At 60.8% G+C, this 25,971-nt stretch carries 25 protein-coding genes; 12 read left to right on the top strand and 13 right to left on the bottom strand.

Annotated elements, in window-relative coordinates:
• Positions 1-190 precede the first annotated feature (190 nt).
• Both JF539_RS13350 and JF539_RS13345 read left to right on the top strand, forming a co-directional pair.
• Complete coding sequence (locus tag JF539_RS13350; protein WP_209017273.1) at positions 191-2,152, top strand: TonB-dependent receptor domain-containing protein; 1,962 nt, start codon at positions 191-193, stop codon at positions 2,150-2,152.
• Between the two features lie 88 nt (positions 2,153-2,240).
• Entirely contained in the window at positions 2,241-2,528 is a 288-nt protein-coding gene (locus JF539_RS13345; RefSeq protein WP_207141163.1) for a DUF2218 domain-containing protein, read from the top strand.
• A 14-nt stretch (positions 2,529-2,542) separates the two neighbouring features.
• On the opposite strand, the gene JF539_RS13340 is transcribed toward JF539_RS13345, so the two are convergent.
• Genes JF539_RS13340 through JF539_RS13325 form a run of 4 tightly spaced genes read right to left on the bottom strand, consistent with a single transcriptional unit; the run spans position 2,543 to position 6,150 of the window.
• Positions 2,543-3,304, bottom strand: coding sequence for an ABC transporter ATP-binding protein (locus JF539_RS13340; protein WP_207141162.1), 762 nt, complete (start codon positions 3,302-3,304; stop codon positions 2,543-2,545).
• Positions 3,301-4,242, bottom strand: a complete 942-nt coding sequence (locus JF539_RS13335) for an iron chelate uptake ABC transporter family permease subunit (protein ID WP_207141161.1) — start codon at positions 4,240-4,242, stop codon at positions 3,301-3,303. Before JF539_RS13335 ends, JF539_RS13340 begins: the two co-directional genes overlap by 4 nt.
• Complete coding sequence (locus JF539_RS13330) at positions 4,235-5,230, bottom strand: ABC transporter permease (protein ID WP_328809249.1); 996 nt, start codon at positions 5,228-5,230, stop codon at positions 4,235-4,237. Before JF539_RS13330 ends, JF539_RS13335 begins: the two co-directional genes overlap by 8 nt.
• A complete protein-coding gene (locus tag JF539_RS13325; protein WP_236042484.1) occupies positions 5,227-6,150 on the bottom strand; it encodes a siderophore ABC transporter substrate-binding protein in 924 nt (307 codons plus the stop codon). The genes JF539_RS13330 and JF539_RS13325 overlap by 4 nt, the downstream gene beginning before the upstream one ends.
• Positions 6,151-6,458: 308 nt before the next feature.
• Between JF539_RS13325 and JF539_RS13320 the strand changes: the two genes are divergently transcribed.
• The 5 genes from JF539_RS13320 (at position 6,459) to JF539_RS13300 (ending at position 9,726) form a co-directional block, all read left to right on the top strand.
• Entirely contained in the window at positions 6,459-7,142 is a 684-nt protein-coding gene (locus JF539_RS13320) for a Crp/Fnr family transcriptional regulator (protein ID WP_207141160.1), read from the top strand.
• A gap of 134 nt (positions 7,143-7,276) precedes the next feature.
• On the top strand, positions 7,277-8,158 hold the full coding sequence (locus JF539_RS13315) for a hypothetical protein (protein ID WP_207141159.1): 882 nt from the start codon (positions 7,277-7,279) through the stop codon (positions 8,156-8,158).
• A gap of 80 nt (positions 8,159-8,238) precedes the next feature.
• Complete coding sequence (locus JF539_RS13310; protein ID WP_207141158.1) at positions 8,239-8,922, top strand: hypothetical protein; 684 nt, start codon at positions 8,239-8,241, stop codon at positions 8,920-8,922.
• An 18-nt stretch (positions 8,923-8,940) separates the two neighbouring features.
• Positions 8,941-9,375, top strand: a complete 435-nt coding sequence (locus tag JF539_RS13305) for a hypothetical protein (RefSeq protein WP_207141157.1) — start codon at positions 8,941-8,943, stop codon at positions 9,373-9,375.
• A gap of 171 nt (positions 9,376-9,546) precedes the next feature.
• On the top strand, positions 9,547-9,726 hold the full coding sequence (locus JF539_RS13300) for a hypothetical protein (protein ID WP_207141156.1): 180 nt from the start codon (positions 9,547-9,549) through the stop codon (positions 9,724-9,726).
• 16 nt (positions 9,727-9,742) lie between these two features.
• Here JF539_RS13300 and JF539_RS13295 read toward each other — a convergent pair whose 3' ends face one another.
• The 7 genes from JF539_RS13295 to JF539_RS13265 form a co-directional block, all read right to left on the bottom strand.
• Positions 9,743-10,402 carry a hypothetical protein gene (locus JF539_RS13295; RefSeq protein ID WP_207141155.1) on the bottom strand — a complete coding sequence of 220 codons (660 nt, stop codon included), beginning with the start codon at positions 10,400-10,402 and terminating at the stop codon, positions 9,743-9,745.
• Entirely contained in the window at positions 10,399-12,153 is a 1,755-nt protein-coding gene (locus JF539_RS13290; RefSeq protein WP_207141154.1) for an ABC transporter ATP-binding protein, read from the bottom strand. Before JF539_RS13290 ends, JF539_RS13295 begins: the two co-directional genes overlap by 4 nt.
• Before the next feature lie 96 nt (positions 12,154-12,249).
• A complete protein-coding gene (gene peaD / locus JF539_RS13285; RefSeq protein WP_207141153.1) occupies positions 12,250-13,338 on the bottom strand; it encodes a quinohemoprotein amine dehydrogenase subunit beta in 1,089 nt (362 codons plus the stop codon).
• 23 nt (positions 13,339-13,361) lie between these two features.
• Entirely contained in the window at positions 13,362-13,694 is a 333-nt protein-coding gene (qhpC, locus tag JF539_RS13280) for a quinohemoprotein amine dehydrogenase subunit gamma (RefSeq protein ID WP_207141152.1), read from the bottom strand.
• On the bottom strand, positions 13,691-15,127 hold the full coding sequence (peaB, locus tag JF539_RS13275; RefSeq protein WP_207141151.1) for a quinohemoprotein amine dehydrogenase maturation protein: 1,437 nt from the start codon (positions 15,125-15,127) through the stop codon (positions 13,691-13,693). The genes qhpC and peaB overlap by 4 nt, the downstream gene beginning before the upstream one ends.
• A 14-nt stretch (positions 15,128-15,141) precedes the next feature.
• Positions 15,142-16,707 (bottom strand): quinohemoprotein amine dehydrogenase subunit alpha, encoded by a 1,566-nt coding sequence (gene peaA, locus JF539_RS13270; RefSeq protein ID WP_207141150.1) that lies wholly within the window; start codon positions 16,705-16,707, stop codon positions 15,142-15,144.
• Positions 16,704-18,032, bottom strand: a complete 1,329-nt coding sequence (locus JF539_RS13265) for an NAD(P)/FAD-dependent oxidoreductase (protein ID WP_209017272.1) — start codon at positions 18,030-18,032, stop codon at positions 16,704-16,706. The genes peaA and JF539_RS13265 overlap by 4 nt, the downstream gene beginning before the upstream one ends.
• Positions 18,033-18,268: 236 nt before the next feature.
• Here JF539_RS13265 and JF539_RS13260 point away from each other — a divergent pair, with 236 nt between their 5' ends.
• Together JF539_RS13260 and JF539_RS13255 are read left to right on the top strand one after the other, a co-directional pair.
• A complete protein-coding gene (locus JF539_RS13260) occupies positions 18,269-19,291 on the top strand; it encodes an AraC family transcriptional regulator (RefSeq protein ID WP_207141149.1) in 1,023 nt (340 codons plus the stop codon).
• Positions 19,292-19,785: 494 nt separating this feature from the next.
• Positions 19,786-20,442 carry a VPLPA-CTERM sorting domain-containing protein gene (locus tag JF539_RS13255; RefSeq protein ID WP_207141148.1) on the top strand — a complete coding sequence of 219 codons (657 nt, stop codon included), beginning with the start codon at positions 19,786-19,788 and terminating at the stop codon, positions 20,440-20,442.
• A 111-nt stretch (positions 20,443-20,553) separates the two neighbouring features.
• On the opposite strand, the gene JF539_RS13250 is transcribed toward JF539_RS13255, so the two are convergent.
• Positions 20,554-21,042, bottom strand: coding sequence for a LysM peptidoglycan-binding domain-containing protein (locus JF539_RS13250; protein WP_207141147.1), 489 nt, complete (start codon positions 21,040-21,042; stop codon positions 20,554-20,556).
• 162 nt (positions 21,043-21,204) lie between these two features.
• On the opposite strand from JF539_RS13250, the gene ttcA reads away from it, so the two are divergent.
• On the top strand, positions 21,205-22,146 hold the full coding sequence (ttcA, locus tag JF539_RS13245) for a tRNA 2-thiocytidine(32) synthetase TtcA (RefSeq protein ID WP_207141146.1): 942 nt from the start codon (positions 21,205-21,207) through the stop codon (positions 22,144-22,146).
• A 150-nt stretch (positions 22,147-22,296) separates the two neighbouring features.
• Here ttcA and JF539_RS13240 read toward each other — a convergent pair whose 3' ends face one another.
• A complete protein-coding gene (locus JF539_RS13240; protein WP_207141145.1) occupies positions 22,297-23,175 on the bottom strand; it encodes a LysR substrate-binding domain-containing protein in 879 nt (292 codons plus the stop codon).
• A 112-nt stretch (positions 23,176-23,287) separates the two neighbouring features.
• Between JF539_RS13240 and JF539_RS13235 the strand changes: the two genes are divergently transcribed.
• Positions 23,288-24,262: an NAD(P)-dependent oxidoreductase gene (locus tag JF539_RS13235; protein WP_207141144.1), complete on the top strand. Its 975-nt coding sequence runs from the start codon at positions 23,288-23,290 to the stop codon at positions 24,260-24,262.
• 16 nt (positions 24,263-24,278) lie between these two features.
• Positions 24,279-25,703 (top strand): aldehyde dehydrogenase family protein, encoded by a 1,425-nt coding sequence (locus tag JF539_RS13230; protein ID WP_207141143.1) that lies wholly within the window; start codon positions 24,279-24,281, stop codon positions 25,701-25,703.
• The last annotated feature ends 268 nt before the right edge of the window (positions 25,704-25,971 follow it).

The following is a 25,971-nucleotide window of genomic DNA, read 5'->3' as shown; positions in this document are numbered from 1 at the left end:
GGGTCACTCCGGCATGCGGCCGGATTTCGCAAACAAGTTTGGGTGACTGACAAACTCATTCGGAATTGTTCCATTCCTTCAACCCCCTTATCAAATATATGAGAATTTAAGTCAAGTTTAAGCCGTGTCAGCGCGCCTCTTCCGGCGGTGGTGGGCCGGCTCGGGGCGGGGTTATAAAATGAAGCGTGGAATGAAACAGAAGGCAGTGGTTCTGGCCTCGGCCAGCGGTCTTTCCCTCATGGCGGCCACGGCGCAGGCGCAAGTGGTGCAACAGCTTAACACGGTTGTCGTTCAGGACACTGAAGCCGATAAGTTTCAAACGCTTGAAAGCAGTATCGACATTTCACGGGAAGAGATCGAGGAGCGGCAGCCGGCCGATCTGAAGCAGCTCTTTCAGGCCAATCCGGCAGTGACGACGGCGGGCGGCTCTCCGGCTTCTCAGAAATTCTACGTTCACGGTATCGATCAGTCGAAACTCAACGTAACCGTCGATGGAGCGCGTCAGAAGAACAATCTCTGGCACCATAACGGCGATCTGGGGATCAATCCCCTGTTTCTGAAGGCGGTCGAGATCAATGACGGCGTCGCGCCGTCCGACGACGGTCCGGGCGCATTGGGTGGCACTGCCAATTTCGAGACCGCCGATGCAAGGGACCTGTTGCGAAACGGGCAGCAGATGGGCGCGCTGGTGTCCTTGGGGTACGACACGAACTCCATGACCTTGACCGGAACGGGTGCCGGCTATGGCACCGTCGAAGGGTTCGAGTATCTGGGTGCGCTGACGCGAGCGGAAGGTCAGGACTACGATGACGGGGACGGCAGCACGGAACTCGGGACCGCGACGGATCTCTGGAACGGTCTCGCCAAGCTGGCCTATCAAAGCCAGGAAGGCCACCGCTTCGAGGTTTCGGGCGAATATTACCGCGACAACGGATACCGTCGCTTGCGCGCGAACATGGGTTTCGTCAGCGACGACTTCAACGACAACCTTTATCAGCGCACGACCCTGACGTTCAAATACACTCTCGAGGGCGCGGAAGGGAATTTCGATCCGGAAGTGTTGCTTTATTATAACCGCAACCAGCTCGACCGCCCGAGCCAGCCGCATTACACGCGAGCGAGCGGTGACTTCAACTCCGATCTTCAGTCCTTTGGCGGTCATGTTCAGAACCGGTTTCACTTCGATATGGGAACGGTCACGGCGGGTGTCGATTTCTACCGCGACCATGTCGATATCGAACGTTTCTGGTTTGCCACCGATGCGGATGAAACCATCTTTAATGTCGGCGGATACATGCAGGCGCGCCTCACGCCGCTCGAGCGGCTGGATGTATCGACTGGTCTGCGCGCCGATTTCCAGAGCTATCGTGCGGTCGATGACCAGACCTTCAACAACTTCGGCCTTTCGCCCAATATCAACGTCGGTTACGAGGTCTTCGAAGGCCTTACGGCGAATGCCGGATATGCCTATGTCTTCGGGGGGATCGAGCAGTCCGAGGCCGCGCTTTACCATGCCCGGGACTATGTGTATTCCGACGATCTCGATCCGACGACCGCCCATAACGCCAAGATCGGTCTCACCTACCAGAACCATGGCCTGACGCTTGGCGCCGATCTGTTTTACATTCACATGTTCAACACGATCGATTTCGACTACGGGATCAGCTCCCGCGTCAACGGCGACGAGCTGATTTCGAAAGGCGTCGATCTCTCGGCCCGGTACGATTGGGATATGGCCTATGTCTCCGTGGCCTACACCCACACGGATGTCGAATACGGTGACCGGAGCGCGCTCTATGGCGACATCAATTCGGCCGTTCCGGTCGGGGACATGCTCTCGCTCGGAGCAGGTTACACGTTCCAGAACTGGGATCTGACGCTCGGAGCGAACGCGGAAATCGCCTTCGACTACTCCGACCAGGATCTGGAGGACAACGGTTTCGAGAACCCTTTGCCCGGTTATGAGGTGGTCAACATATTCGCCGAGTGGGCGCCGAAATTCGGAATGACCGATTTTACCCTGCGCGGCGAGGTCAACAATCTGTTCGACGAGACCTATTACAGCCGTTCCAGCTATCCCATGACTTCCAGGGTTACGCCGGTAAACTCTCCGGGCCGGAGCTTCTATCTGACGGCAACCGCAAAATTCTGAAGACATGCGCAGAGGGAACCGGTTCATCCGGTTCCCTTTCAGCTTTTTCCCGATTCAAGAACCCAGCGAAACAAGAAAGCCAGGGCCAATGATCATTGTCACCACGACGGCGCAAACCGCCGCAGCCTCGAAATATCTGCAGCAGTTGTGCAAGCATTTTGCCCACAAGGTTCCGGCCGAGTGGGACGCCAGCCGGGGCGAAGTGAATTTTCCCTTCGGTTTCTGTTCCATGGAGGCCGAGGGAGACAGGCTGACAATCCGGTGCGAATCCGAGGAACAATCGGACCTGGATCGGGCGAAAGCCGTGATCGACGATCATCTGGAGCGTTTCGCGTGGCGGGAGAAGCTGAAGCTGCAGTGGCAGACGGTCTCCTGAAGGAGGCTCCGTATCTAGCCGGCGTGATGCAACGCGATCCGCCGGCCGCGGACGGTTTCAATGACGATCTCCATGTCAAAAAGCGCGCCCAGACAGTCCGCCGTCATGATCTCTTCGGGCGTCCCTTGCGCGGACAGCCGGCCGTCTTTCAGGGCGACGATCCGGTCCGCGTATGCGGCGGCGTAGTTGATGTCGTGAAGGACGACGACAATCGTTTTCCCGTACCGGTCCGCAAGGTAGCGCAGCTGCTTCATCAGGGTTCTGGCGAAATGCATGTCGAGGTTGTTCAGCGGCTCGTCGAGCAGGAGATAATCCGTGTCCTGCACGTAGGCCATGGCCACGAGCGCGCGTTGCCGCTGGCCGCCGGACAATTCGTCTATGTAGCGCTCCGACAGGCCTGAAAGCTCGAACAGCTCCAGGCCTTTTTCGATCATTTCCTCGTCGTCCGGCCCGGGCCGCCCGCGGTGGTGGGGAAACCGGCCGAAACCGATCAGGTCCCGCACCGTCAGACGGGCGGTGACATGGGTGTCCTGGCGCAGGATGGCAATCTTGCGCGCCAGCTCCATGGACGTGGTGGTCGCAACATCCATTCCGTCGAAGCGGATTTCTCCGGACTGCAGTTTCAGCAACCGGGCCATCAGGCTGAACAGGGTTGATTTTCCCGCTCCGTTGGGCCCGACAAGGGCCGTGAGACCGCCTTTCGGCAGCAAAAGGGTGACATCCTGAAGGACCGGAGCCACGCCATGGCGGAAGGACACGTTGTCAATTTCGATCATGCCATGCCTCTTTTGAAGATCATCGCGAGAAAAACAAGACCTCCCAGGAACTCCACGACCAGTCCCAGCGTGCCGGCCATGCCAAGCACGCGTTCGAACACGGCCTGTCCGCCGACCAGCGCGATGATTGCCAGGAGGCTCGCAGCCACGAGGATCAGGCTGTGCCGGTGGGTGCGCAACACCTCATGGGCGGCGGCGCTGATCAACAGGCCGAAAAAGGCCACAGGCCCGACCAGCGCGGTCGAAACCGCCACAAGTATGCTGACGATCGACAGAAAGAAGAAGAGCTCACCGCGGTGGTTGAGACCGAGACTGATGGCATGATTTCGACCGAGCGCCAGTACGTCCAGTCGGTGCCGGCGCCACCAGACCAGAGCGGTGCTGAGCACGACCATCGGGACCGCCATGCGCAGCAGGCCAGTGTTGACGGAGTTGAAACTGGCGAAAAGCGCCCCTTGCACCACCGCGAACTCGTTTGGATCGATCAGGCGTTGCAGAAGGTTGCCGACGCTTCGAAACAGGATGCCGAAGATCACGCCGGCGAGAAGCATCCGGAAGAGATCCTGGGCGCCTTCACCCAGCAGCAGTCCGAAGAGCAGAAAGGCTCCGCCTCCCAGAAGCAGAAGCTCGAGCAGGAATTTCAGTTCCGCGTTGAGACCGGCATAGCCGAGGCAGCCGAGCAGGAACACCAGAAGGGTCTGGAACAGGGCGTAAAGCGTGTCGAAGCCCATGATCGACGGCGTCAGAATGCGGTTGGCGCACAAGGTCTGGAAGACGACCGTGGCGACGGCCACGGCAATGGCGACGCAGATCAGGGCAATCAGTTTGCCGGCGCGGAAGGTCAGCGCAAATTCCCAGTTGCCGCGCGTGCCCAACAACAGGAAGGCGGCAATCGACAAAAGGGCGAGCAGGCTGAGCGCGAGAAGTTTTCTACCCACGCTGCGCCTGCCTGGAAAACAGAAGCCAGAGGAAAATCGCCGTGCCTGCGACGCCGAAGATCGTGGCGGCCGGGATTTCGTAAGGGTAGCGGATCAGGCGGCCGATCACGTCGCTGGCCAGCACAAGCGCGCCGCCGGTCAGGGCGACCAGCGGCAGCACCTGGCGCGTGTTGTCGCCCATTGTACGGCGCACGATGTTCGGGACCACAAGTCCGACGAAAGGCAGCATGCCGACCGTGATGACCGTAAAGGCGGTGATCTGCGAAACGATCAGCAATCCGATCCAAAGGACCTGCCGGTAGTTGAGGCCGAGACTGACGGACACGTCCTTGCCCATACCGGCAATCGTGAACCGGTCGGCGAAGACATAGGCGATCACCAGAGCGGCGCCCGATCCCCACAAGAGCTCGTAGCGTCCCTTGACGACGCCCGAGAACTCACCGGTCATCCAGACCCCGGCATATTGCAGAAGGTCTGTCTCGTAGGCGATAAACATCACGACAGAGCCGACAACACTGCCGAAAACGATGCCTGTCAGCGGAATCATCAACGGCTGTGTCGGCGGCAGCCTCCGGATCAGCGTCACGAAGAGCGCTGTGCCGGCCAGGGCGCTGGCGCTTGCCACGATCATCTTGATGAACAGGGAGGAGGAGGGGAGAAGCAGCGTGACCAGCAGCAGGCCAAGGGCTGCGCATTCCGCGGTCCCGGCCGTCGTGGGTTCGACAAACCGGTTGCGCGCCAGCATTTGCATGATTGTCCCGGCCACGGCGAGCGAAGCGCCGGACAACAGGGCTGCCAGCGTACGAGGCAGCCGGCTGACCAGCAACAGCTCGACGGCCTCGCCGGAAAACCGTCCGTCGAGATCGAGATCGGCAACGCCGGTCAAAAGGCTGGCGACGACCAATCCGGCAAGAACCGGCCCGGCAAGCCAGAAAAGGCCTGCCGGGACGCCCTGAAGACGTTTTGACCGGTCCCGCGTTCGGGTCACTGGCTCCCGGCCTGTCCGCTCAGACCGTCGGCCAGCTCGCCAAGGGTTGCCTGAAGCGCCTGGTAGCCTCCAGAGGAGATGTAGATCCTGCCCGGATCGAGATAAATCACCTGACCCTTTTTCCAGGCCGTTGTTTCGGCGACCAGCTGATTGTCCAGCGTTGCTTTCGCGCTCGCGGAATTCGCGCCGACGGCGGACGCGCGATCGACGACCAGAAGCCAATCCGGATTGAGATCGCGGATGAATTCGAACGAGACAGCTTCGCCATGATTGGAGGCGTGGATATCCGCCGAAGCCGGTTCAATGCCCAGATCCGTGTGCATCCAGCCGAAACGCGAGCCGGGCCCGTAAACGCTGATCTTGGGCCCGTTGGTCAGAACGATCAGAGCCTTGCCCGCGCCTTTCGCGGCGTTTTTGACGGTGTCGATGGAAGCCTGCAGGTCCGCATCCAGCTTGGCGGCCAGCTCCTGCTTGCCGAACAATGCGCCATAGGCCGCTAGACGGGCCCGGGCCTGTTCGACGAGCCGGTCGCCGGAAATGGTCATGTCGATGGTTGGAGCGAGCTCGGCGAGGGCCTCCGTCTGCTTCGAAGACCGCGCTCCGGTGACGATCAGGTCCGCCTGAAGCGCATAAACGGCTTCGAAATCCGGTTCGAACAGCGTTCCCACCGGCTCGGCGGCGGCGCGGACTTCGTCGAGGTAGTCGACATAGACATTGTCCGGAGTTCCCGCGATTTCGACACCGAGAGCGGTCAGCGTGTCGAGGGCGGCGATGTCGTAAACGACGATCTTTTTCGGGATTTCGGCAACGTTCACCGGGCCTCGGGCCGTCTCCACGGTCACCGGTTCGGCCTGGAGGGGCTGAAGAGCGGTGAGTGCGCATAGCGCCGCCATAAACGCATGCAAAAGGGTTCTGGGCATATCAAACTCCACGCGTTCGATGCCGCCTGGCTAACCCTTTGGTTTGGCTGAGCGAAAGGTAAGTCGGCTGCGGGCTGTCGGCTTTTCGCCGGGCCGCGGTGCGTCGCAAGCAATGCCAAAATCTTCAAGTACAATCAAGAGATCCGCGTCGGCTGCGCCGAAAAACCGCCGCCCCCTTGTCGTGAATGTGATTAACTTTAAAATTGAAAATGAAAAGAACGCATCTTTAACTAGAGTTGAGTATCTGATTACGTTGGGTAAAGCAAGGCAGGGCGTTTCCGGTTCGGGGAGTGCTTGGGGGGCATGCCGTGAATCATGAAGATCGGCTGACGATCATTTCAAGAAACCGCCTCTTCCGGGACCTCGACAGCTATGCAAAGGACTTTCTGGCGTCGCGGTCGGTCAGCCGAACCTATTACAAAGGCAGGTATCTTCTCTCGAAAGGAACGACCAGCAAGACGCTCATCCTGATCGTGACCGGGCTGGCGAAAGTCAGTCTGACGTCGGCTTTTGGCCGGGAGTTCATTCTTGCCTTTTATATGGACGGAGATATCGCCGGCCTGACCGCGACGGCGACGGGCTTCGCAAGCCGGGCCGATCTGATCGCCGAAAAGCCGACGCTCGCCTTGTGCATCGAGCACGATGCTCTGAAAGCGCTGGACAGCGATGCGGCTTTCAACCAGTCCTTGCGAAACCTCCTCCTGGAGAGATATGCGGCCGCGACCGGAACGGCGGAGATGCTTGCGCTTTGTTCCTTGCGGGAGAGGCTCGCGCGCCAGTTGCTTGTCTTCCTGAAAATGCAGCCTGCGCTCCTTAACCTGACGCCGGTGTTTCTTTCCCAGGAAAAGCTGGCCTTTCTCACAAATGCGACACGTCCCAAGGTCAACCAGCATCTGCAGGTTTTCAAGGCCGCGGGTGCGATCAGGATCGAGGCCGGCCGGATTCAGCTCGTCAATCCCGACATTCTGGAAAGCTTCGCGGCACCCGTTTGAGGGCGGTGCAAGGGCGGACGAAAAAGTCGTGCAGCTGTTCCCCAGGGAACAGGCGCCGGGCTGAGCGCATCTTATGGTTGATGCATCTTCGAGATGAAGATTTCAGAAATGCAACTCCATGACGGGAGGTTCTCATGAGTGCCGCACTCGCCGAAAAGATCTCAAATGCCAGTACCTTTTTCGTTCCCTCTCCAGCCCGGCACAGTCTGCTGGCGGCGGCGGAACTGGCTCTTGCGGAAGATCCGCAGGGCCAGACGCCGCAAATGTTTCAGGCTGACCAGAACACCACCGGTTCGGTGCTGCAATTCAACGGCACAATTCCCGACGATCTTCCGGAGGAGGAAAAGAAGGTGTTCGCCAAGCTTTTGTCGGATCAGCAGTTTTACCTGCAATCGGGCCTGGGTCTGGTCACCGCCTGGATGACCCACAATTATCAGCGGCAGCCGGACAAGTGGGCGGATCCGAACAACTGGCAGGCGCCGCTCAGCAACATTCCGGCGGAGTTCTACACGCCCACGGATATCACCAGTTACCGCTATCAGGAGCACATAAAGGGCATCCAGATTGCGACCAAATTCCTTGAAAACCTCATAACCTGGGCCGCGGCTGAAGCCATCGCGCCGGCCTTCGGATCGTTTCTCACGTCCTTGGGCGACCAGATCTCCGCGGGGATCAAGTCCAAATACAAGGAAATGAACACCTATCACCTGTCTTTCAGCTATCAGCCGATCCTGAATTCAGCCAGAATCTGGGAGCTGAAGAGCGTTGCCGAATATTACTTCATCTCGTTCACCGAGAAGGAAAAGACGGTCTATTCGACCTGCGGTTCGGCGGAAGAGTTCGACTTCGATTTCAAGTACCAGAAGGGGTCCTTGCTCCTGAACTGGGCCACCATGAACAATCCCGCCAACAAGAAGAACAAGGATGACTGGGACGCCGTCATCACCGGCTCGACCAAGGACGACATCACCAAGGCGAAGAACTTCTTTGGTTCCAACGCGGCGACGAAAAACTAGCCGACGCCCGCGCATCCAAGACAACGCGTTCTGAAGCGGGAAGTCTTCCTTTCGGCTTCAGATCACGACGGGAGCTTCTCATGTCCAAGGCCGAATTGACGGGTTACCAGCCCGGATACGTTCTGTTGCGTTTGCAGAAGCCAGGCAAGGACCTGGCTGAACAGCAGCGTCTGCTGGTGAATTACCTCGGCATTGCCGCCCATTACGTGGCCGGACAGCCGGCCTCCGAGGGCACAAGCGCCCTCCAGAAAGCCATGAGCAATCTTCCCGGCCTGACGGCCGCGAATATTTCGTCCAATTCCGCAAGCGAGATTGTCGCGGACGAGGACAGCGCAAGCGTGGATCTGGTGGACCTCGCCGCCGCGCAAGTGCTGGAAACGCTTGGTCTGGACGAGGCCTTCAAAGCGGCGTTCAGGGCGTTTTTCGAACCGCCCCTGGACAAGATCTTCGACGCAATCGTCGCGCAGCCGGGCGAAGGTCCAAGCGTTCGTCCCACCATCAGTTTCGGTCTGGTCAACGCGGCGGTGAGCGACGCGCCCTCGCTCAATTTCGTCAAGACGGGTTTCGTTCTGCGCAAGGAGAAGAAGTCGGGCGTTTTCGGAAGCACCTTCAACATTTCCCTAACGGTGGATGTCGCCTGGAACGGATACCAACTCGGATCGCCCGATACCGCCCGCAAGTTTGTGGACGAGGAAACGCAGGCCGGCCTGATCACCGACCTCTCACAGGCTGGTCTCTTGAAGACCTTCACGATTGACACTTGAACTGGAAAGGAACAGCAAATGCGTACCAACAGGTTCAAATCCGCCCTGGCTGCCATTGCCCTGGCGGGTGTGACGGCAGCGGTGGTAACGGTTACCGCCTGGCCAACCCCGGCCCATGCGGTCAACAACTGCACGGCCGCGACCAATCACGATTTCGCAACCGATATCGCGCACGGGCATGCCTTTGTGAAACATCACGCGGAATTCGTGCACGGTACGGACATCGCCGGACTGGCTTTTCCGTTGCCAACGATTGGCAGTGCGGCCGGCTTCGCGGTGTTTCTGGAGGGAATTCTGAATGCGCCGACGGCGGACAAGGCCCTTGCGAACAACCGTCACGGCTATTGGGACGCGACGACCGGAACGGTCATCATCACCAATCTGAAGCCTCTCGACTGCGGCACGGCGTTTCGCCCGACCTCCGGCATGACCTATTACGACAATCTGAACTGAAACGAGGCCGGTCGGGCAGGGGGCCGGACTCGACAGATGAGTCCCACTCAATGAGACTTGGTATTACACTTCTTGTTCCAGCAGCACCTGTCCCGGTCCAGCCTGGAAAAGACACCTGCCGGACCGGTGCCGGCAGGTTTCTTGTTTCTTCCGATCACCGTCGAGGACCCCATGACTTCGTCAACCATTGAAATCGGCTTCAGCAAGGACGAACTCGTCGCGCTGGCCAACGCTCTCAACTACATGGCCAACGGTATTTCCGAAAGCGAGTGCTCGACATTGACCGGCTTCGACCAGAAACAGATGGCGGATCTGCATTCCAGGATCGCGGCGAAGCTCCAGAAAGACTGAGACGCGCAAGCGGGCTTCAGGCGGGCTGTGGCTCCGGCTTCAGCTCCGGCGATTTGCGTTCACGCCCGGTGTAGCGGACATGCTGAAGAAGATCGCCGGCGGCCACAGGCGCGGAAGTGGCGCCGCTTTGCGCCAAAAGCCCGGCGGCATGGGCGGCTGCGGCGCTCGCTCCTCGGATCTCCGGCACACCAAGCGCCTGCGGGCAGGCCCCGAAGGTAGCCTGCGGCAGATCGAGACGCGAGATCTCACCCGGTCCGCAGCGGGCATCGCCCTGCACCGATATGACATCCGGATAGGCGGCGGGGTAGACAGGGTCGCCTCTGGCAGGCGCCGAGGCGACGACAAGACTGCCGCCGTTTTGCAGGCGGGACGTCATGACAGAAAGCTCGACGGAAGCCCGTGCCGAGCCGAAAGAGCACAGGACGATGTCCGGCGGGTCGTCGCCCAGCCATTCGAGTGCGTCGCAGACCATGCCGAGCGTGGTTGAAAGAGAGCCGGGAAAGACCACGGCATTGATAATCTTGAAATCCTCGCAATAGGCGCCGATGGTGGTGGCCATGGCCGAGGCGTGTTTTCGGGACAGGTCGGCACCGTCGATCGTGCAGAACCGGCGTCGGACCGTCACTCCCGGCCAGTCCGGCGGCAGGGCGCCGTCGATCAGTCCGACGCGGATCATGAGGCCGCACCCTGGCCCGGCGCGAAGGTCTTCAGGTCGATCTCCATGTCGAAATCTCCGTAGCGGTCGCTGTCGCTGTGCGTGACGACAATGCGCGTATGTTCGCTATAAGTCCCGTCAATTCTTGCCATAATCCGCCCGACCCGCTCGGGATCGACCTCCGAAAGGCTTTCGTCGAGGAGGAGGATCCGGAACGGTTGCAGGAGAGCGCGGGCAAGGCAAAGACGCTGGCGCTCGCCGCCGGAAAGCTCCAGGCCGCCTTCGCCCAGGCGGGTGTCGGGTCCCGCCGTCTCGAAACGGCCGGCCAGTTCGACAAGGTCGAGGACCCGGCGCATGTCTTCATCGCTTGCTTGGGCGCAGCCGAGACGCAGATTATCGGCCAGCGTTCCGGAAAAGACGTGTCCCTTCTGGGGCACCAGGGCAACCGCCTCGCGCAGGTCTCTCAAGGCCAGGCGGCGCAGATCGATCCCATGCAGGAGTATGCTGCCGGCGCCCGGATCGTCGTGCCGCTGCAATAGCGACAAAAGAGTGGATTTGCCGACGCCGGACGGCCCCGATAGCCGGACCTTGCTGCCCGCCAGGATGACGGTGCTCAGGCCGGTGAACAGGGCGGCACCTTCCGTGGGCGCATAGGCAATGTCGGACAGGACAAGCGGGCCGGGTCCGGCGGGCAGGGCGAGGGGCGTTTCCGGGGCGCGGACGTCCGGTTGCGCGCTCATGATATGGTCGAGCCGGTCGAGCGCCGCCTTCATGCGGGCCTGGCCGTGCCACAGCGAGATCAGCGACTGCATCGGTCCGATCAGGAAACCCAGATAGGCGGTGAAGGCGATCAGCGAGCCGAGCGGCATGGTGCCTTCGATGACCGCAAGGCCGCCGATCAGAAAGACCGCGCCGCGCAGGATTGCGGTCAGCACCATCGGCACAGACCTGGTGACCTCGCTCCAGACCTGCGAGGACATCAACGCGGCGACAAGAGCGTTCTGACGCCTGTCGATCAGGTCTTCGGCCTGCCGTGTCGCGTTGAGCGCGCGAAGCGAAGTCAGGCCGGCGATGGTTTCGGCCAGGCTGGAGGCCAGATGACCACGTGCCGCGCGGACATCGCGGGCACGCATATGGGTGAGCGGCCGCGCCCGGGCGAAAAAGAAGAGCTCGACGGGGGCAAGTGCCAGGGCAAGAACGGCGAGCTTCGGCGAGAGCACGAACAGCATGACGAGCCCGCCCAAGAGCCGCAACAGACTGCCTGCACCGGTAACCAGGACAGCGAAGGTGAACTGCTGGACCTCGCCCGCGTCACCGTCGAGGCGGCTCATGAGTTCGCCGGTCTTCTGCCGGGCCTGCCAGCGCGGGGACTGCGCCAAGATGGTTTTCACGGCCGCGCGGCGCAGGTCCGCCAGAAGCCTTGCGGAAAACCGCAGGTGAAGCAGCGAATTGACGGCGCCGAGCGCGAGCGCCGCGAGGCCGACGGCGAACAGCAGGACCACGAAGAAGACCAGCGCCTGCTTGTCGCCCGCCATCAGGCCGCGGTCGATGACGAGCTTGGTCAGATAAGGCGGGATCAGGGCCGCGAGGGCGGTCACAAGCGACAAAGCGAACAGGGCGGCCAGCGGCCAGCGGTAAGGCAGCACCAGAGGTGTCAGCCACAGCGCCTCGCGCGGGCCGAACAGGCGTTTCAGGAGGACGCGCAGAAGCGTCGGCCGACGTGTCGCCTTGTCGGCCTCCGGTACACCCGTCAATGCTGTCGCCTGTTTCATGCTGTGCATTAGTTTTCTGTGTTATTTCTCTGTTTTACATTATTTTTTGTCCGCCCCGGTCTGAGGCCGGGACGGCGCATCTTGAATGGTCTTTTGTCAACTTCCCGTGCTGATCACATGCATCGTGCCGGCGGCCATGTCGCCGCCGGAGGGCAGCAGGATCTCGCCGATGCGTTCCAGCGTTTCGGCATCGTAGACGCCGATGTCGTCGTTGGTGCCGCCGACGTAGATCTCCTTGCCGTCTGAGGAAATGTTGATGCAGTAGTAGGTGTGGGGCAGGTCGACCCGCTTGACCAGTTCCTTCGTCTCAAGATCGTGCTTGGAGAGCTGGGTGTAGACCCCGTAGAGCTTGGATTTGTCGTTCGGATCGCGGATTGCGGAGAACATGATCACCTCGAAGCTGGCGAAATCCTCGATCTCGCTTTCGCCCGTGGTGAGATCGACGCTCTCGTAACCCCAGATGAAATCGGCGAGTTCGCTCTGGGACTCGTCGGTGAAGACCGCCGCCGAATAAAGCAGCATGAATTCGTCCGCCTGCGTGCCGATCGGCCAGAAGGCGAGCACGTCCGGGCCGGAATAGGTCGGCCGGTCCCAGGACTTGTTCGCGATCTTGATCGTGGTCTCACCGGTTTTCGGGTCGATGGCGTAGATTTCGTGTCCGGCGGCGTAAAGCATGCCGTTGCGTCCGGTCGCCATCACCGTCATGCGGCGCGGGGCCGGAAAGGTGCGCACGGGTTCGGCCTTGAGGCCGGCGCTGGTGTCGTAGACGGCGAGCTCCGGCTCAAGCACCTCGTAGCGGTCGGCCAGGATCCGGACCGGGTTGCGGACCGTGTAGACTTCCTTGCCGTCCTTGGAGACGGCCAGCGAGGCGATGGTCTTGCGCCTTATATCTCCGTCCGACTGATGGGCGGAAAACACCGTTTCGCAGGTTTCGAGATCCACGCCGTACACATTCTCCCATCGCCCGGCGAGAATATAGGCGATCCTGTTGTCGGGAGACATGGCGATGACACCGGGGATCAGGTTGAAGTCGAGCTTGCAGTCGGTTTCGACGGTGCGCGCCTTGGCGTCGATGACATAGAGGCGGTCCGGCTTGGCGACCGTGACGATGAGGTCCTTGGCCAGCGCCGGCAGGGCGGAGAGCCCCAGGCAGACGGCGGCCGTGGCTGCGATCAGATTTCGCATGTTGGTAAACTCCTTGCCGCGTTTCAGGTTTCGCTGTCGGACGGGAAGACGGTGCCGAGAGAGCGCCAGTCCTTGCCGGCGTTGTCGGCGTCGGCGTTCCAGTCCTTGTAGGAATTGATCGTGTCCGGCACCTGGGCAGGCCACCAGCACGGGTCGGAACAGCCGTAGAGATCGGCCTCCATCGGCTGGCACAGGGCCGCGACGCCGCCGAAGGGGTCGACCTCCCAGCCCGGGTCCAGGGTTGAGGCGCAGCCGGCCACGACGGTCTGCATCGCGCGGACTTCGTCCATGTTGTCGGTCTCGACCGCCTTGACGACCTTGTCGGCCTTCTGGTTGAGGGGTTTCAAGTGTCTCATTTGCCGTATGCCCTCCGAGGCATGATGTGATCTGAAAAGAATGCCGGCGCACCGTCGATCAGCTCGCCATAGACGCCGATGCCGAAATCGACCCAGTCGCGCATCAGATCGCAGTAGTGGTAGGTCGGTTTCATCGGGTCGGAGAAATGGGCGTAGCTCTCGTGGTAGCAGCCGCCGGCGCAGATGTTGCGGATGCGGCAGGTCGAGCAGCCCTTTTCGGTCCGGTCGGCCCTGTCCTCGATGAAGCGGGCGAGCTTCTGTTTCTCGATGCCGCCGTCCACCGTTCCGTAGGTCTCCATGTCGGAGCCGGTGAAGCGGTGGCACAGGTTGAGGCTGCCCTCGTGGTCGACCGCCAGCATGCCGAGGCCCGCGCCGCAGGGCAGGGCCTTGGACCGGCCTTCATAGAGATCGGTCATCAGCTGGTGCATGTTGGAAAAGCCGATATTTCGGCCTTGAAGCGCTTCGTCGCGATAAAGCCGGCCAAGCCGCTTCATCTCTTCGAAGACCGTCACCAGTTCGTCGCCGGTCAGGTTGAAGGGCGTGACCGGGCCGGAGGTCACCGGCGAGAAACCGACTTCGTGGAAGCCGATCTCGTTCTTCAGGTGATCCCAGATATCGTAGACGGCCGTGACGCCACGGGTCAGTGTCACCCGGCCGCCGACAGGCCGCGAGGTGTAGCGTTCCAGAAGCATCTTCGTCTTGGAGGCAACGACATCGTAAGTGCCCTTGCCGCCGACGGTCTTGCGGTTCTTGTCGTGAAGCGCCTTCGGTCCGTCCATGGAAACCGTCAGGCCGAAGCGGTGGGCGTTCAGCCAGTCGACGATTTCTTCCGTCAGCAGGGTTGCGTTGGTGGTCAGGGTGAAGTCGACCCGCTTGCCGAGATTGCCGAAGCGGTCCTCGGAATAAGCGACCACGTCCTTGATCAGGCCGAGATTGCTCAACGGCTCGCCGCCGAAGAAGACGACGTTGTAGCTGTCACGGTCGGGGCTTTCGGCAAGAAGCAGCTCAATGGAGCGTTTCGCCGTATCAAACGCCATGCGCCGGCCCCTTGAGGGCGTGTCGAGGTCCTCCTTGTAGCAGTAGGTGCAGGACAGATTGCAGCCCGTGTTGACGTTCAGGACGATCGTCGTCAGCGGGAAGTTCTCGATATGGACCGGCGGCCGCTCCGCCCTGGGCGGGCGGCCGTCGGTGATGATGTCGAGGTCCAGAAGGGACCGGAGACGCTCCGTCACCAGGTCGGGATCGACCCGGCCTTCGAAGCGCGCGCGCACATCCGTCTCGCTGACCTTCGAGCGGTCCGCGAAGAGATCGATCACGTCGCTGTCGAGGCGGTCGATCTCGAAGAGGGAGGTGGTCGGCACGTGGAACAGGAGATGACGCCCGTCCACGTTCACCCGATGCGCGTTCTGCGGTTGAAAGAAGAGATAACCCATGTCGTCAAACCTCCTCAGCGGATCGGGGGATCGTTCCAGCGTTGCACGGTGACGATGAGCTGGCCTTCGCCGGAGACATCGCCGTTCGTTGCAACTACCTTCAGATTGCCCGCGTTGTTGGTGGAAAACGGACGCTCGGGATTGGGGCCCGCCACCGCCGGCATGAAGATGCCGAGGCTTGTGTCCATCTCGCCCGCATGCTCGACATCCTTGAGCACTTCGGCTTCCTCGTTAAAGGCCGCGACCGACCAGGTCGCCGGGATGATGCCGATGCGGACATCGTCCTCGGTTCCGGCCTGGCCGTCCGGGCCGTTCCAGTAACCGACCGCGTCGAAGCGGGCAGGGACCTTGCCGGCCGATCCGCCGCCGCCGCCGACACGGGCAACGCCGAATTCAGGCTCCACCTTCAGGCTGTCGATGTGGCTGTAGACGGCAAGACCGTCCTTGTCCGAAGCGTCACCGGCGGCGATGCTCACGGTGCCGTCCGTGCCGGCGTCAGGCGACAACTCGATGGCGGCGCCGTAGGCGTTGGCCGTTCCGCCGGAAGCGACCACGGCTCCGGAGAGGTCGATGCTTGAAAGGTCGGTACCGACGATCTGCACGGTTGTTGCCTCGCCGGCGGCGAGCGTGGAGGGGACCACGCCGGCAATCGCCGGACCGTCACCTGCCTTGACCGCCTTGAACGCCGCGCCGAGGCTGTCTTCGGCGTGCAGGAACTGGCGGCCGGAAACCGTGCTGCCGTCCTCCGACATCGCCAGGACCTGACGGTAGGTCGTGCCGCCGATCTCGATGTTCGCACGCCATTCGTAGCCGGTGTAGACGTTCAGCTTGCCGGATACCGCGAATTCGTCGCCATTTGCCGTCTTGAGCGTTCCGGCCACCGTGTAGGGCTGGGTTTCGCCGGAAACCTCGAGAGTGCCATAGGCTTCGCCCTTGGAAGGCAGGCGCGTCGTGAACACCCAGGTGCCGTTGGCATCCGACTTCTCAGCGCTCTGCCAGGTGGACCAGGCCTCCGTTTCAAACGGGTATTTTTCGGCGAGCATCGGCACGACTTCCTCGCGCGCGATCTTCAGCCATTCCCGGTCACGTCCGAGCGCCTGATACTCGAGGGTCGGCCACTGGCCGACATGGAAGTCGATGTGAAGATCCCATTCGTCCTGTGTGCGACGCTGCAGTGCGACGCGGGCACCGGAATGGCATCGGGAGCACATTTCGCCGAGCGGGGCGTCGATTTCCTCGACGACTGCAGGTTCCCGCTCCAGAATGTAGCGATAGCCTTCGGTCTCGCTCGGTGCCAGGCCCTGGGTGTCGGCGAGATAGTGAACCAGCTGGCTCTGGACATCGTTGTCGATTTCCATGCCGTGGAAGAGGCGCATGCGCACGATGGTCATGAGCCAGCCTTCCGGCGACTTGCGCTGGCCGGCGATCCGGCTGAGCGCACCGTTTTCGCCCGGTGCGTGGCAGCCGGCACAGTTTTCCTCAAGCAGCGTGGCCCCGTCCTGGGCCAGCCCCGGTATGGGGGTCAGAAGAAGCAGTCCGGCGAGACCGGCGGCATGCCCCTTTCGCAATCGTTCGATCATGCTGTTTCCCTCGTTTTGGTCGGTTTTATGTCGTGAAGCAGGCCCCGGCTCTCCAGCCATTGGAGAGCTGCGGCGAAAGCGGGGGATGGGTGTGTCGTCGCTTCATCCGTGGGCACCGGCGCGCGCAGAAATCCGGTCAGGTCGGAGACCGGAACGCCGGCGATGAAGGCAATTCCGTCCGGATGCTCGGGCGTGACGAGAATGTCGCGTTCTTTCAGGCGGTTGTTGTCGACGACGACCCGCCGGTCCATGCGCACGCCGTCCTCGGTGGTGTGCGCGGGGGTGTCGTCGGGCCAGACGGCTCTTTGTTCCCAGAACGGTTCGCCGGCGAGGTCCTTTTCCAGCCGGTAGAAGTCGCGGCCGACCCGGGCCTGGCGCCAGAAGGTCGCGACCACGCGGTCGTGGAAAAAACGGGTCGCGAGATCGTAGCCGGTCTCGGGGCCGTCAAGAATGCTGAGCACGCTTGGAACCGCCGAAAGCGCGGACGAAAGTGCCCAGAAAAGGCCATGGCCGGACAGCGGGTCGATGGCGACGGCCGCATCGCCAACCGGAATGACCGGACCGTCAAGCTTCGGTGCGGCAAGGACCAGACCGGCATGCCGGGCAAACAGCGGTCCCTGAAAGGAGGTGTCCGGAAAGCGGTCCTTGAACCGGGGCTGCGACAGGAACCGGTGCATCCGCTCCGCCAGGGCCTCCTGTCCGGCGCCCTTGAGGCCGTCGGGATCGACGCAGATCTGTAGCCAGTGGCCGAAATCCGGATCTTGCGCCGACCACATCCAGCCCTGGGGGGCCGCCTCGACATGTGTTTCTTCGGTTTGAGGCGGGGTTGTCAAAAGGGCCGAGATCGCCAGGGTCTGCGGGCCCTTGAGCCGGGTCGCCGACGGTGCCTGGCGGCCGCGCGCGTCGACGAGGAGCCGGGCGGTAACCGTTTCTCCGCTCGAAAGCTTCACGGATACGCCGTCTCCCAGACCGGCGCTTTCGACACGGCTGACACGGGCTTGAAGGAAGATGGCGCCCGCCTCGACGGCGGCCCGTCGCAAGGCCGCGTCGAAGTCGTGACGGCGCACGAGCCTTTCTCCGTTTGAAGGCTCCTGAAGGCCTGCCCAGGCAATTGAACGACGCACGGGCCGACCGGCTGCGGCCAGGGCCTCGTGAAGTCCTCGTTTTTCAAGAAGATGCGCGACGCGTTCGCCCAGCCCTTCAAGGCGGGGACGCGTGACCGCCGGGTCGATCAGCAGGATGCTGAGCCCGGCACGCGCAAGTTCATGCGCGGTGAACGCACCGGCGGGGCCGCCGCCGGCAATTGCCACGTCGTAGCTGGTCAAAATGCTGTTCCCTCATCCGGCGCCCGTGTTTTCACGGTGCGTCCCGGATCTCTGTCCTGCCATTAAGGAGGGGCGTTGAGGGGGCTTCTCGACATTTTCGGCCAAATTAGAAGGCACGGCTAAAAAGCGGTCATAAGCGATTGCGGCGCCGGCTATTATTTGGTGTAGTTTTTCTTCGGTTCGCCGTTTACGCGGCGGACAGGTATTGGAGATCCGTAATTACCGGGGCGCTGGTCATGCCCAAGGGCGCAACCATCATTTCTGGCGCATTGTTCGGCCTGCACAATTTGCTGACTCAGACCGGCCTGGAAGCGGCGGCCCTGGGACGGCAAAGCGGCGTGCCCGTCGCCGCCTGGCGGGACTGGCAGCAAGAGATCCCTCTCGTTTCCTTTGTCGAAATCTACGAGCGCGGCGCGGCGGTTCTCGGTCAGCCGAATATCGGCTGGAAATCGGGTCCTCTTCTCGACTTGCGAAACCTGGGCGAACTGGGCGACGCGCTGCTTGCAGCGTCCACCGTCGGCTCGGCGCTGAGGACGTTCGAACGCTTCATCAAGTTCGTTCAAAGCGAAACCGATCTTCAGTTGAGCGTGGAAGACGGTGTCGCCACGGTGACCTACCGGATCGTCAATCCGGATATCTGGCCGCGCCGCCAGGACGCGGAATTCACGCTCTCGGTCCTGACCCAGCTGATCCGCCGGGGCGCCGGCGACGACTGGAACCCGGACCTGATCTGTTTCGAGCACAGCCCGGCCCGGTCGATGGCAAGCTGGGCGGAGACCGCCGGCGCCTTCTGCCTTTTCGAATGCGAGACCAATTCGCTCAGCTTTCCCGCGACGGTGCTCCATGCCCCGATGCCGAAGGACGATACGGACCGTTACCGCCGGGCGCTTGAAAGCCTCAGCCGCGACCTGATGCTCAAGGCACGCGGCGCTTCCTTGATGGACCGGACGCGGACCGCGATATTCGCGGGTCTGGGAACCGGTACGTCGGATCAGGAAAGCATCGCCCGCCGCCTCGGCCTGTCGCGCCGCTCGCTTCACCGGCACCTGGGCGAGGAGGGCATCCGCTTCTCGACCCTTCTCGACGAGTGCCGTTTCCGGGTTGCCCGCCACGCGCTCATCGACACGCCCCATTCGCTCGCCCAGATCGCCTGCGAACTCGATTATTCCGACCAGTCGGCCTTCGAGCGCGCCTTCAAGCGGCGCACCGGCCTGACGCCGAAGCAATACCGCCAGAGCTTCGAGAAGGTGAAGATCTAGGCCGAAGCTGGCTTTCACAAATCACGCAAAAACAACTTCAACCTGAGGAGGATCAAGAGTTCCGACTTGAAGGATGGCGCACTTGTTTCTGAATGTGTTGCGCAGCGTGAAGTAATCTAGCGCTTCGAGAAACAGGCGGTCGTTGCGAGCATTCGCGCCAACGCGTTGCAAACAGCTACGAAAATATACAAGGCAAGCGTCCAGTCTTCGTCACTAAACATAGGGCGCATTGCCGATCTCCAAATCATGTCGGCAACTCATCTATCAAAGCAAAATCAAATTGGGAATCCGATAACTATTACCTGAGCCAATTATTCCGCACGGACTGGAAGTGGTACGTACGCAGGTGGGGGCGGTTCGGTGGCATCGAAATAGGCCTCGACTTTATCGTACAGCTCTGTTAACAATTTTTAATTGTAAATGGTTTTTTAACCATTTGTTCTCTGCCCCTCTATTGGGGGCTATTTTAATTATAAGTAACAGAGGGAATGATAGTGACAAAGAAGTACTTTGGTGTCTTAACATTTTCGGCGATTATGGTCGCGTATTCTTCGCAATCGCTAGCCGTGACTATTAACTTTGACGATCAAGGGTTCACTGGGCCAACAACATTCGCTGCTGCTAGCTTGATCTCACCCACTATAACTATTGGGTCGGTAGATGTGACCTTAGATGGCGGCACGTTTTTAAGCGGCGCCACAAATCTACCAGGTAACGATACTGTTACATACGGAGCCGCAGATTTTCCTTCTGGTGGTGCTGTTCTGACAGGAGCACAAAATCCAATCACAGTATCCTTCAGCGAAAATATCACCAATTTCTTTCTCGATGTTTTCAATGGCATGACCGTCGAAGCATCGTATGAGGTTTCTGACAACGCTGGAAATTCTGCAATCTTCAGTTTACCAAGCAACACATCTGGTGGTTTTCAAACTATTGGTTTTGCTGCGACAGGTGACACGGTTCAGATTCGTGGCTTGTCTACAGTAGATTTTGGCAATCAATTCGACTTTTTTATCGACAACATATCGTTTAACGAAGCGCTTCCTCCAGATCTAGTGACGCCTGTTCCGCTACCCGCAGGTATACCACTCATGCTGTCGGGATTGCTCGGAATTGGGCTAGTTGCGCGGCGTAAGAAAGTCGCCTGAGTCCGTCATCACTCAAAAAATCCAAACATTTGTCCCGGCCTCATGCAGGCCGGGACACGAGCGTTTCCTCAAGATGAGGTCGGGTCGTTCCTAGCCCACTTCGCAAAAAATCTAAATATCGTCCCTCGGGACCCTCAGCATCTGGCCCGGAAAGATGAGGTTCGGGTTGGTCAGGATGTCCTGGTTCGCTTCGAAGATCGGCTGAAAGTTGCTGTTGCCGTATTCCGCTTGCGCGATCTTGGTCAGCGTGTCGCCGGACTGGACCGTATAGGGCCGCCAACCGCCATAGCCGGGGAGGATCTTCGGACCGAACAGGACGGGGACCACGACGGACGGCCCGTTCTCATTGCCGGTGTCGTCGGAAAGTGTCAGGAACAAACGGCTGAGCTGGAAGCTGTTCGTTTCGGGAATGTCGATGAAGCCCTGAAACTGCCTGAGCCCGAGAGCGCCGACCTGGGTAAAGGAGGCATATTCGTCGTGGCCGTCGGAAACGCGGATCGTAAGCGCGCCTTCGAACGCGGTGGCGTTTCCGGCAATCAGGATCTTGTTGTCCACCAGATCGAATGGCTGCGGTTGCTGAATATCGAGTGTCGCCGTCATGACAATGCCTTTCCTTCTGCAAAAGAAATTCTGAGGCCCCGCAGCCAGAGGTTTATAGCATATTACGTTACGGAAATCCGCCCTTTCGCCTTGGTATTGTGCCGACAATCCGCTATGTCAGCGCGAATACAGAAGACACGAACGCGCGCGAAGGCCGCCTGAATGAACGACATTGCCGACAGTACAGATACGGATGTCCCCGCGCTCTTGCGCGGCGCGCCGTCCAGCGTCGAGTTCAAGAAGCTGCGCAAGCGGCTCCTGCGGCAGGCGCGTGAGGCGATCGGCGATTTCGGCATGCTGCCGGAGGGGATTACGCAGGAGACCCGGCCCAAATGGCTGGTGTGTCTGTCCGGGGGCAAGGACAGCTACACGCTTTTGGCGGTTCTGATCGAGCTGAAATGGCGTGGCCTTCTGCCTGTTGATCTGATTGCCTGCAATCTCGATCAGGCCCAGCCCGGGTTTCCGACGGACATTCTGCCGAAGTTCTTTGAAGAGAACGGCATCGAGCACATCATCGTGCGCGAGGACACCTATTCCATTGTCACCGACAAGATCCCGGAAAACCGCACCTATTGCTCGCTGTGCTCCCGCCTCAGGCGCGGCATCCTCTATCGGGTGGCGCGGGAACAGGGCTGCGAGGCCATCGTTCTCGGCCATCACCGGGAAGATATTCTGGAAACCTTTTTCATGAACCTCTTCCACGGCGGGCGTCTTGCCTCCATGCCGCCGAAGCTGATCAATGACGAGGGTGACCTTCTGGTGTTGCGCCCGCTCGCCTATTCGGCGGAAAGCGATATCGCGAAGTTCGCGAACGGCATGCGGTTCCCGATCATTCCCTGCAATCTCTGCGGCTCGCAGGACGGCCTGCAGCGCGAGGAGGTCAAGCGTATGCTGCAGGGCTGGGAAAAGGCCAGTCCCGGCCGACTTGGCGTCATGGCGCGCGCGCTCGGCCACACACGGCCGTCTCATCTGCTTGACCGCTCGCTCTACGATTTCGTCAATCTGAGGCCCGCCGAAGGCGCGGCGAAGACGGATGGCGACGAGGACGAAGAGCCCTGTGGCGCTAGCCTTGCGATGACGGCGAAGCTGTTTGCGGCGGAGTAGGAGCTGTTCTGGAACGATATCTGACCTCATCCTGAGGAGCGACCTTGCACGCGTCTCGAAGGATGGGCCGCTTGCTCCGGATTATGCCGCTCATCCTTTTTGACGGATCTGACGATCCTCCTCAGGATGAGGCAGAGAAAGAAACTTCGCTCAACTTCCGAACAGTTCCCTCAGCCAATTTTCCGTCACCCTGACAGCGGGTCTCGAAGGTGGGGCGTTTTGGCGGTGAATGAGATAGTGCCCCTGTCCCAAAGGGATCTTTTCCTTGAAAGGTATGGCAATGCGGCCGCTTGCCGCCAGAGGGCGTGCGGCGCGTTCCAGGAGCAGCGCGGCGCCACCGCCGGAAGACACCCATTCAAGCGCGGCAATCGACGTGTCCACCGTGACGGAGGGCGTCGGGCTATGAACCGGGAGTGCCAGGGTTTCGAAAAAGCGCGGCCAGTGATCGTCGAAGCCGAGAATATGCGCGCGCGGCAGCTTCAGCAGATCGGCAGGCGTCTTCAGGCCCTTTGCCAGGAACGGCGAACAGACGGGCACGACAAAATCGTCTCCGAGCTTTTCCGCTTGGCAGCCGGGCCACTGGCCGGCGCCAAGGCGGATTTCGAAATCGATATTGGTTTCCAGGGCGGTGTCGGCCCAGATCGCCGAGAGGAGCCTGATGTTGAGCTCCGGCTGGCTTTCCAGAAACGCGGCCAGCGCTGGTGCTATGACCAAGGTCGCCACGGAGATTGGCGCGCGCAGGGTCACGGCGCCGGATATCTTGCCACCGAAGAGGTTTTCGGTCGATTTGGCGAGGTCCTGCAAAGCCTTGCGGACGGCTGGAAGATAGGCGCGTCCGCTTTCGGTGAGGTCCACCTTGCGCGTGGTGCGGTGAAAGAGGGCATGGCCGAGCCGGGTTTCCAGCGCGCTGATATGGCCGCTTACCGCCGCCTGGGTGAGGCCGAGTTCGACGCCGGCCGCCGTAAAGCTGCCAAGCCGGCTGGCAGCCTCGAAGCTTCTGAGCCAGAGCAGGTTCGGGAGTGAGTCCATGACCCTCAATTGATAAAATAAAACGTGTAATGTCTATTGTTTATATCGTTTCTCTTTGTTTTTCGGGGAGAGCATCCTGATACGCACTCAATCCTTGAAAAGGGGCATTCGCATGCGTGTCGGGTTCATCGGTCTTGGAAATGTCGGCGGCAAGCTGGCGGGCAGCATTCTGCGCAACGGTTACGACCTTGTCGTGCACGATTTGAACGAATTGTTGGTCGAGAGCTTTGTGCGAAAAGGCGCGAAACGCGGCCGGTCGCCGAAGGAACTCGCCGAAACATGCGATGTGATTATCACCTGCCTGCCGAGCCCGGCCGCCTGTGCAGCCGTTATCGAGGGGCCGGATGGCATTCTGGAAGGGATCGGCCCGGGCCGGATCTGGGCTGAAATGTCGACAACAGATTCTAACGAAGTCCGGCGGCTGGCGGAAAAAGTGATCGCGACCGGGGCGGAGGCCATCGAGTGCCCTGTCTCCGGCGGCTGCCACCGGGCGGCGACCGGCAATATTTCCATCTTCGCCGGCTGCTCGCGCGCAACCTTCGAGAAAGCTCTGCCATTCCTGACCGTTCTCGGCCGGCGTGTGCTGCACACGGGCGAGATCGGCTCGGCCTCCGTGCTTAAGGTCGTGACCAACTATCTGGCGACGGCCAATCTGGTCTCCTGTGTCGAGGCGCTGGTCACCTGCAAGGCCGCGGGGATGGATCTCGGAACGGCTTACGAGGCGATCCGCATTTCCTCCGGCACGTCCTTCGTGCATGAGACCGAAAGCCAGGTCATCCTGAACGGTTCGCGCGACATCTCCTTCACCATGGATCTGGTCGCCAAGGATATCGGCCTGTTTCAGGCGCTCGCGGACGCCCATGACGTGCCGCTGGAGGTCTCGCCGCTGCTCAACCGGATCTTCGCCGATGGTATCCAGCGCTACGGACCGCGTGAATTGTCGCCGAACATCGTCAGGCGGCTGGAAGAGGCGACCGGCCTGGCTATCCTCGCGCCGGATTTTCCCGCGGAAATGGTTGACGACGAGCCGGAAGAGCCTGGATATGAGGTCGTGCCGCACGGGGCGCGGCAAATCGAATATGTTTGAAAGCGGTGACGGATCAATGATCGAGAAACGGCAGTTCTATATCGGTGGAAAATGGGTAGAACCGGTTGTTCCCAATGATTTTTCAGTGATCGATCCGGCAACCGAGCAGCCTGTCGCCACGATTTCTCTGGGGTCTCCTGCCGATGTCGATCTGGCCGTATCGGCTGCGCGCAGGGCGTTTGCGACCTGGTCGGATACGCGCGTCGAAGAGCGTGTTTCCCTGCTGGAACGGATCGTCGGTGTTTACGGGCGCCGGTCACCGGAGATGGACGAGGCGATCCGTCTGGAAATGGGGGCTCCCAAGACCTTCGCCCGCGAGCAGCAGACCCCGGCCGGTACCGGTCATCTGCAGGCGACGCTGGAGGCGTTGAAGTCGCATGTCTTCGAACGTCCGAGTCCGCGCGGCGGCAGTCTCATCCGGCACGAACCGGTCGGCGTCTGCGGTCTGATCACGCCGTGGAACTGGCCAATCAACCAGATCGTGGCCAAGGTCGCTCCGGCACTCGCCGCCGGCTGCACCATGGTCTTGAAGCCGAGCGAGATCGCGCCGCTTTCCGCTCTGCTGTTCGCGGAAATCCTCGACGAGGCGGGATGCCCGCCGGGTGTCTTCAATCTTGTCAATGGCGACGGCCCGAGCGTCGGCGAGGCCATGTCCCTGCATCCGGATATCGACATGATCTCCTTCACCGGGTCGACCCGGGCAGGGATCTCGGTAAGCCGCAACGCGGCGCCGACCGTGAAACGCGTTGCGCTGGAACTTGGCGGGAAATCCGCGAACCTTCTTTTTGCCGACGCGAATCTGGAAACGGCGATAAGCTATTCGATAGAAAGCTGTTTCTCCAATTCCGGACAATCCTGCGACGCGCCTACCCGCTTGCTTGTCGAGCAAACCGTCTATGACGAAGCGGTAGCTCTCGCCGGCAGGGTCGCGGACAGCGTCCAGGTGGGCGATCCCGCGCAGGAAGGCGATCACATCGGGCCGGTGATCAGCGAGCAGCAATATGACAGGATCCAGGGTCATATCGAAAAAGGCATCGAGGAGGGCGCGCGCCTGGTGGCCGGCGGGCCGGGCAGGCCGGAGGGATTCGAAACCGGCTACTATGTCAGGCCGACCGTCTTCGCGGATGTCGCCAACGACATGTCCATTGCCCGCAACGAGATCTTCGGGCCGGTCCTGGTGATGATCCCGTTTGATACGGAAGAAGACGCCATCGCGATCGCCAACGACACGCCTTACGGCCTGGCCGCCTATCTCCAGACAGGCGATCCGGAGCGGGCCAGGCGGGTTGCCCGGAAACTGCGCGCAGGCAGCGTTTACATCAACGGCGGCAGCCCCGATTGGGACGTACCCTTCGGCGGCTACAAGCAATCCGGAAACGGCCGGGAATACGGCGAATTCGGCCTGGAGGATTTTCTGGAGGTGAAGGCGATCTCGGGGTGAGGGGTGTGCCCCTCCAGCAATAGATCGAGGAGCCGGCTGGACAAGATCTAAAAACTTGAGTATAAAACTCATGAATTAGAGATTGCGCCGAGCCATGTCCCAGCCAGGCGTCCTAACCCATGGAGACCGGCTGTGAAGTCAATCGTGAGCGCCTTGAGCGCGGGTTTTGCCTGTGCCGCAACAGTTATGCTTTCCGTCAACGCCCTGGCGGACAAGACGTTCCCGGACCTCCAAGGATAGAAGATTTCCTTCGAAGCACCTCCGGAAA

Origin of the sequence: Roseibium aggregatum (genome assembly GCF_017309185.1) — a bacterium.
In the GTDB taxonomy this organism is placed as follows: Bacteria; Pseudomonadota; Alphaproteobacteria; order Rhizobiales; family Stappiaceae; genus Roseibium; species Roseibium aggregatum_B.
This window is presented reverse-complemented; position numbering and strand designations above follow the sequence as displayed.

What these genes read in the sequence shown, in the direction of transcription:
- JF539_RS13350 (WP_209017273.1), top strand. Translation starts at nt 191, where the DNA reads ATGAAACAGAAGGCAGTGGTTCTGGCCTCGGCCAGCGGTCTTTCCCTC.
- JF539_RS13345 (WP_207141163.1), top strand. Translation starts at nt 2,241, where the DNA reads ATGATCATTGTCACCACGACGGCGCAAACCGCCGCAGCCTCGAAATAT.
- JF539_RS13340 (WP_207141162.1), bottom strand. Translation starts at nt 3,304, where the DNA reads ATGATCGAAATTGACAACGTGTCCTTCCGCCATGGCGTGGCTCCGGTC.
- JF539_RS13325 (WP_236042484.1), bottom strand. Translation starts at nt 6,150, where the DNA reads ATGCCCAGAACCCTTTTGCATGCGTTTATGGCGGCGCTATGCGCACTC.
- JF539_RS13315 (WP_207141159.1), top strand. Translation starts at nt 7,277, where the DNA reads ATGAGTGCCGCACTCGCCGAAAAGATCTCAAATGCCAGTACCTTTTTC.
- JF539_RS13310 (WP_207141158.1), top strand. Translation starts at nt 8,239, where the DNA reads ATGTCCAAGGCCGAATTGACGGGTTACCAGCCCGGATACGTTCTGTTG.
- JF539_RS13305 (WP_207141157.1), top strand. Translation starts at nt 8,941, where the DNA reads ATGCGTACCAACAGGTTCAAATCCGCCCTGGCTGCCATTGCCCTGGCG.
- JF539_RS13300 (WP_207141156.1), top strand. Translation starts at nt 9,547, where the DNA reads ATGACTTCGTCAACCATTGAAATCGGCTTCAGCAAGGACGAACTCGTC.
- JF539_RS13295 (WP_207141155.1), bottom strand. Translation starts at nt 10,402, where the DNA reads ATGATCCGCGTCGGACTGATCGACGGCGCCCTGCCGCCGGACTGGCCG.
- JF539_RS13290 (WP_207141154.1), bottom strand. Translation starts at nt 12,153, where the DNA reads ATGAAACAGGCGACAGCATTGACGGGTGTACCGGAGGCCGACAAGGCG.
- peaD (WP_207141153.1), bottom strand. Translation starts at nt 13,338, where the DNA reads ATGCGAAATCTGATCGCAGCCACGGCCGCCGTCTGCCTGGGGCTCTCC.
- qhpC (WP_207141152.1), bottom strand. Translation starts at nt 13,694, where the DNA reads ATGAGACACTTGAAACCCCTCAACCAGAAGGCCGACAAGGTCGTCAAG.
- peaB (WP_207141151.1), bottom strand. Translation starts at nt 15,127, where the DNA reads ATGGGTTATCTCTTCTTTCAACCGCAGAACGCGCATCGGGTGAACGTG.
- peaA (WP_207141150.1), bottom strand. Translation starts at nt 16,707, where the DNA reads ATGATCGAACGATTGCGAAAGGGGCATGCCGCCGGTCTCGCCGGACTG.
- JF539_RS13260 (WP_207141149.1), top strand. Translation starts at nt 18,269, where the DNA reads ATGCCCAAGGGCGCAACCATCATTTCTGGCGCATTGTTCGGCCTGCAC.
- JF539_RS13250 (WP_207141147.1), bottom strand. Translation starts at nt 21,042, where the DNA reads ATGACGGCGACACTCGATATTCAGCAACCGCAGCCATTCGATCTGGTG.
- ttcA (WP_207141146.1), top strand. Translation starts at nt 21,205, where the DNA reads ATGAACGACATTGCCGACAGTACAGATACGGATGTCCCCGCGCTCTTG.
- JF539_RS13240 (WP_207141145.1), bottom strand. Translation starts at nt 23,175, where the DNA reads ATGGACTCACTCCCGAACCTGCTCTGGCTCAGAAGCTTCGAGGCTGCC.
- JF539_RS13235 (WP_207141144.1), top strand. Translation starts at nt 23,288, where the DNA reads ATGCGTGTCGGGTTCATCGGTCTTGGAAATGTCGGCGGCAAGCTGGCG.
- JF539_RS13230 (WP_207141143.1), top strand. Translation starts at nt 24,279, where the DNA reads ATGATCGAGAAACGGCAGTTCTATATCGGTGGAAAATGGGTAGAACCG.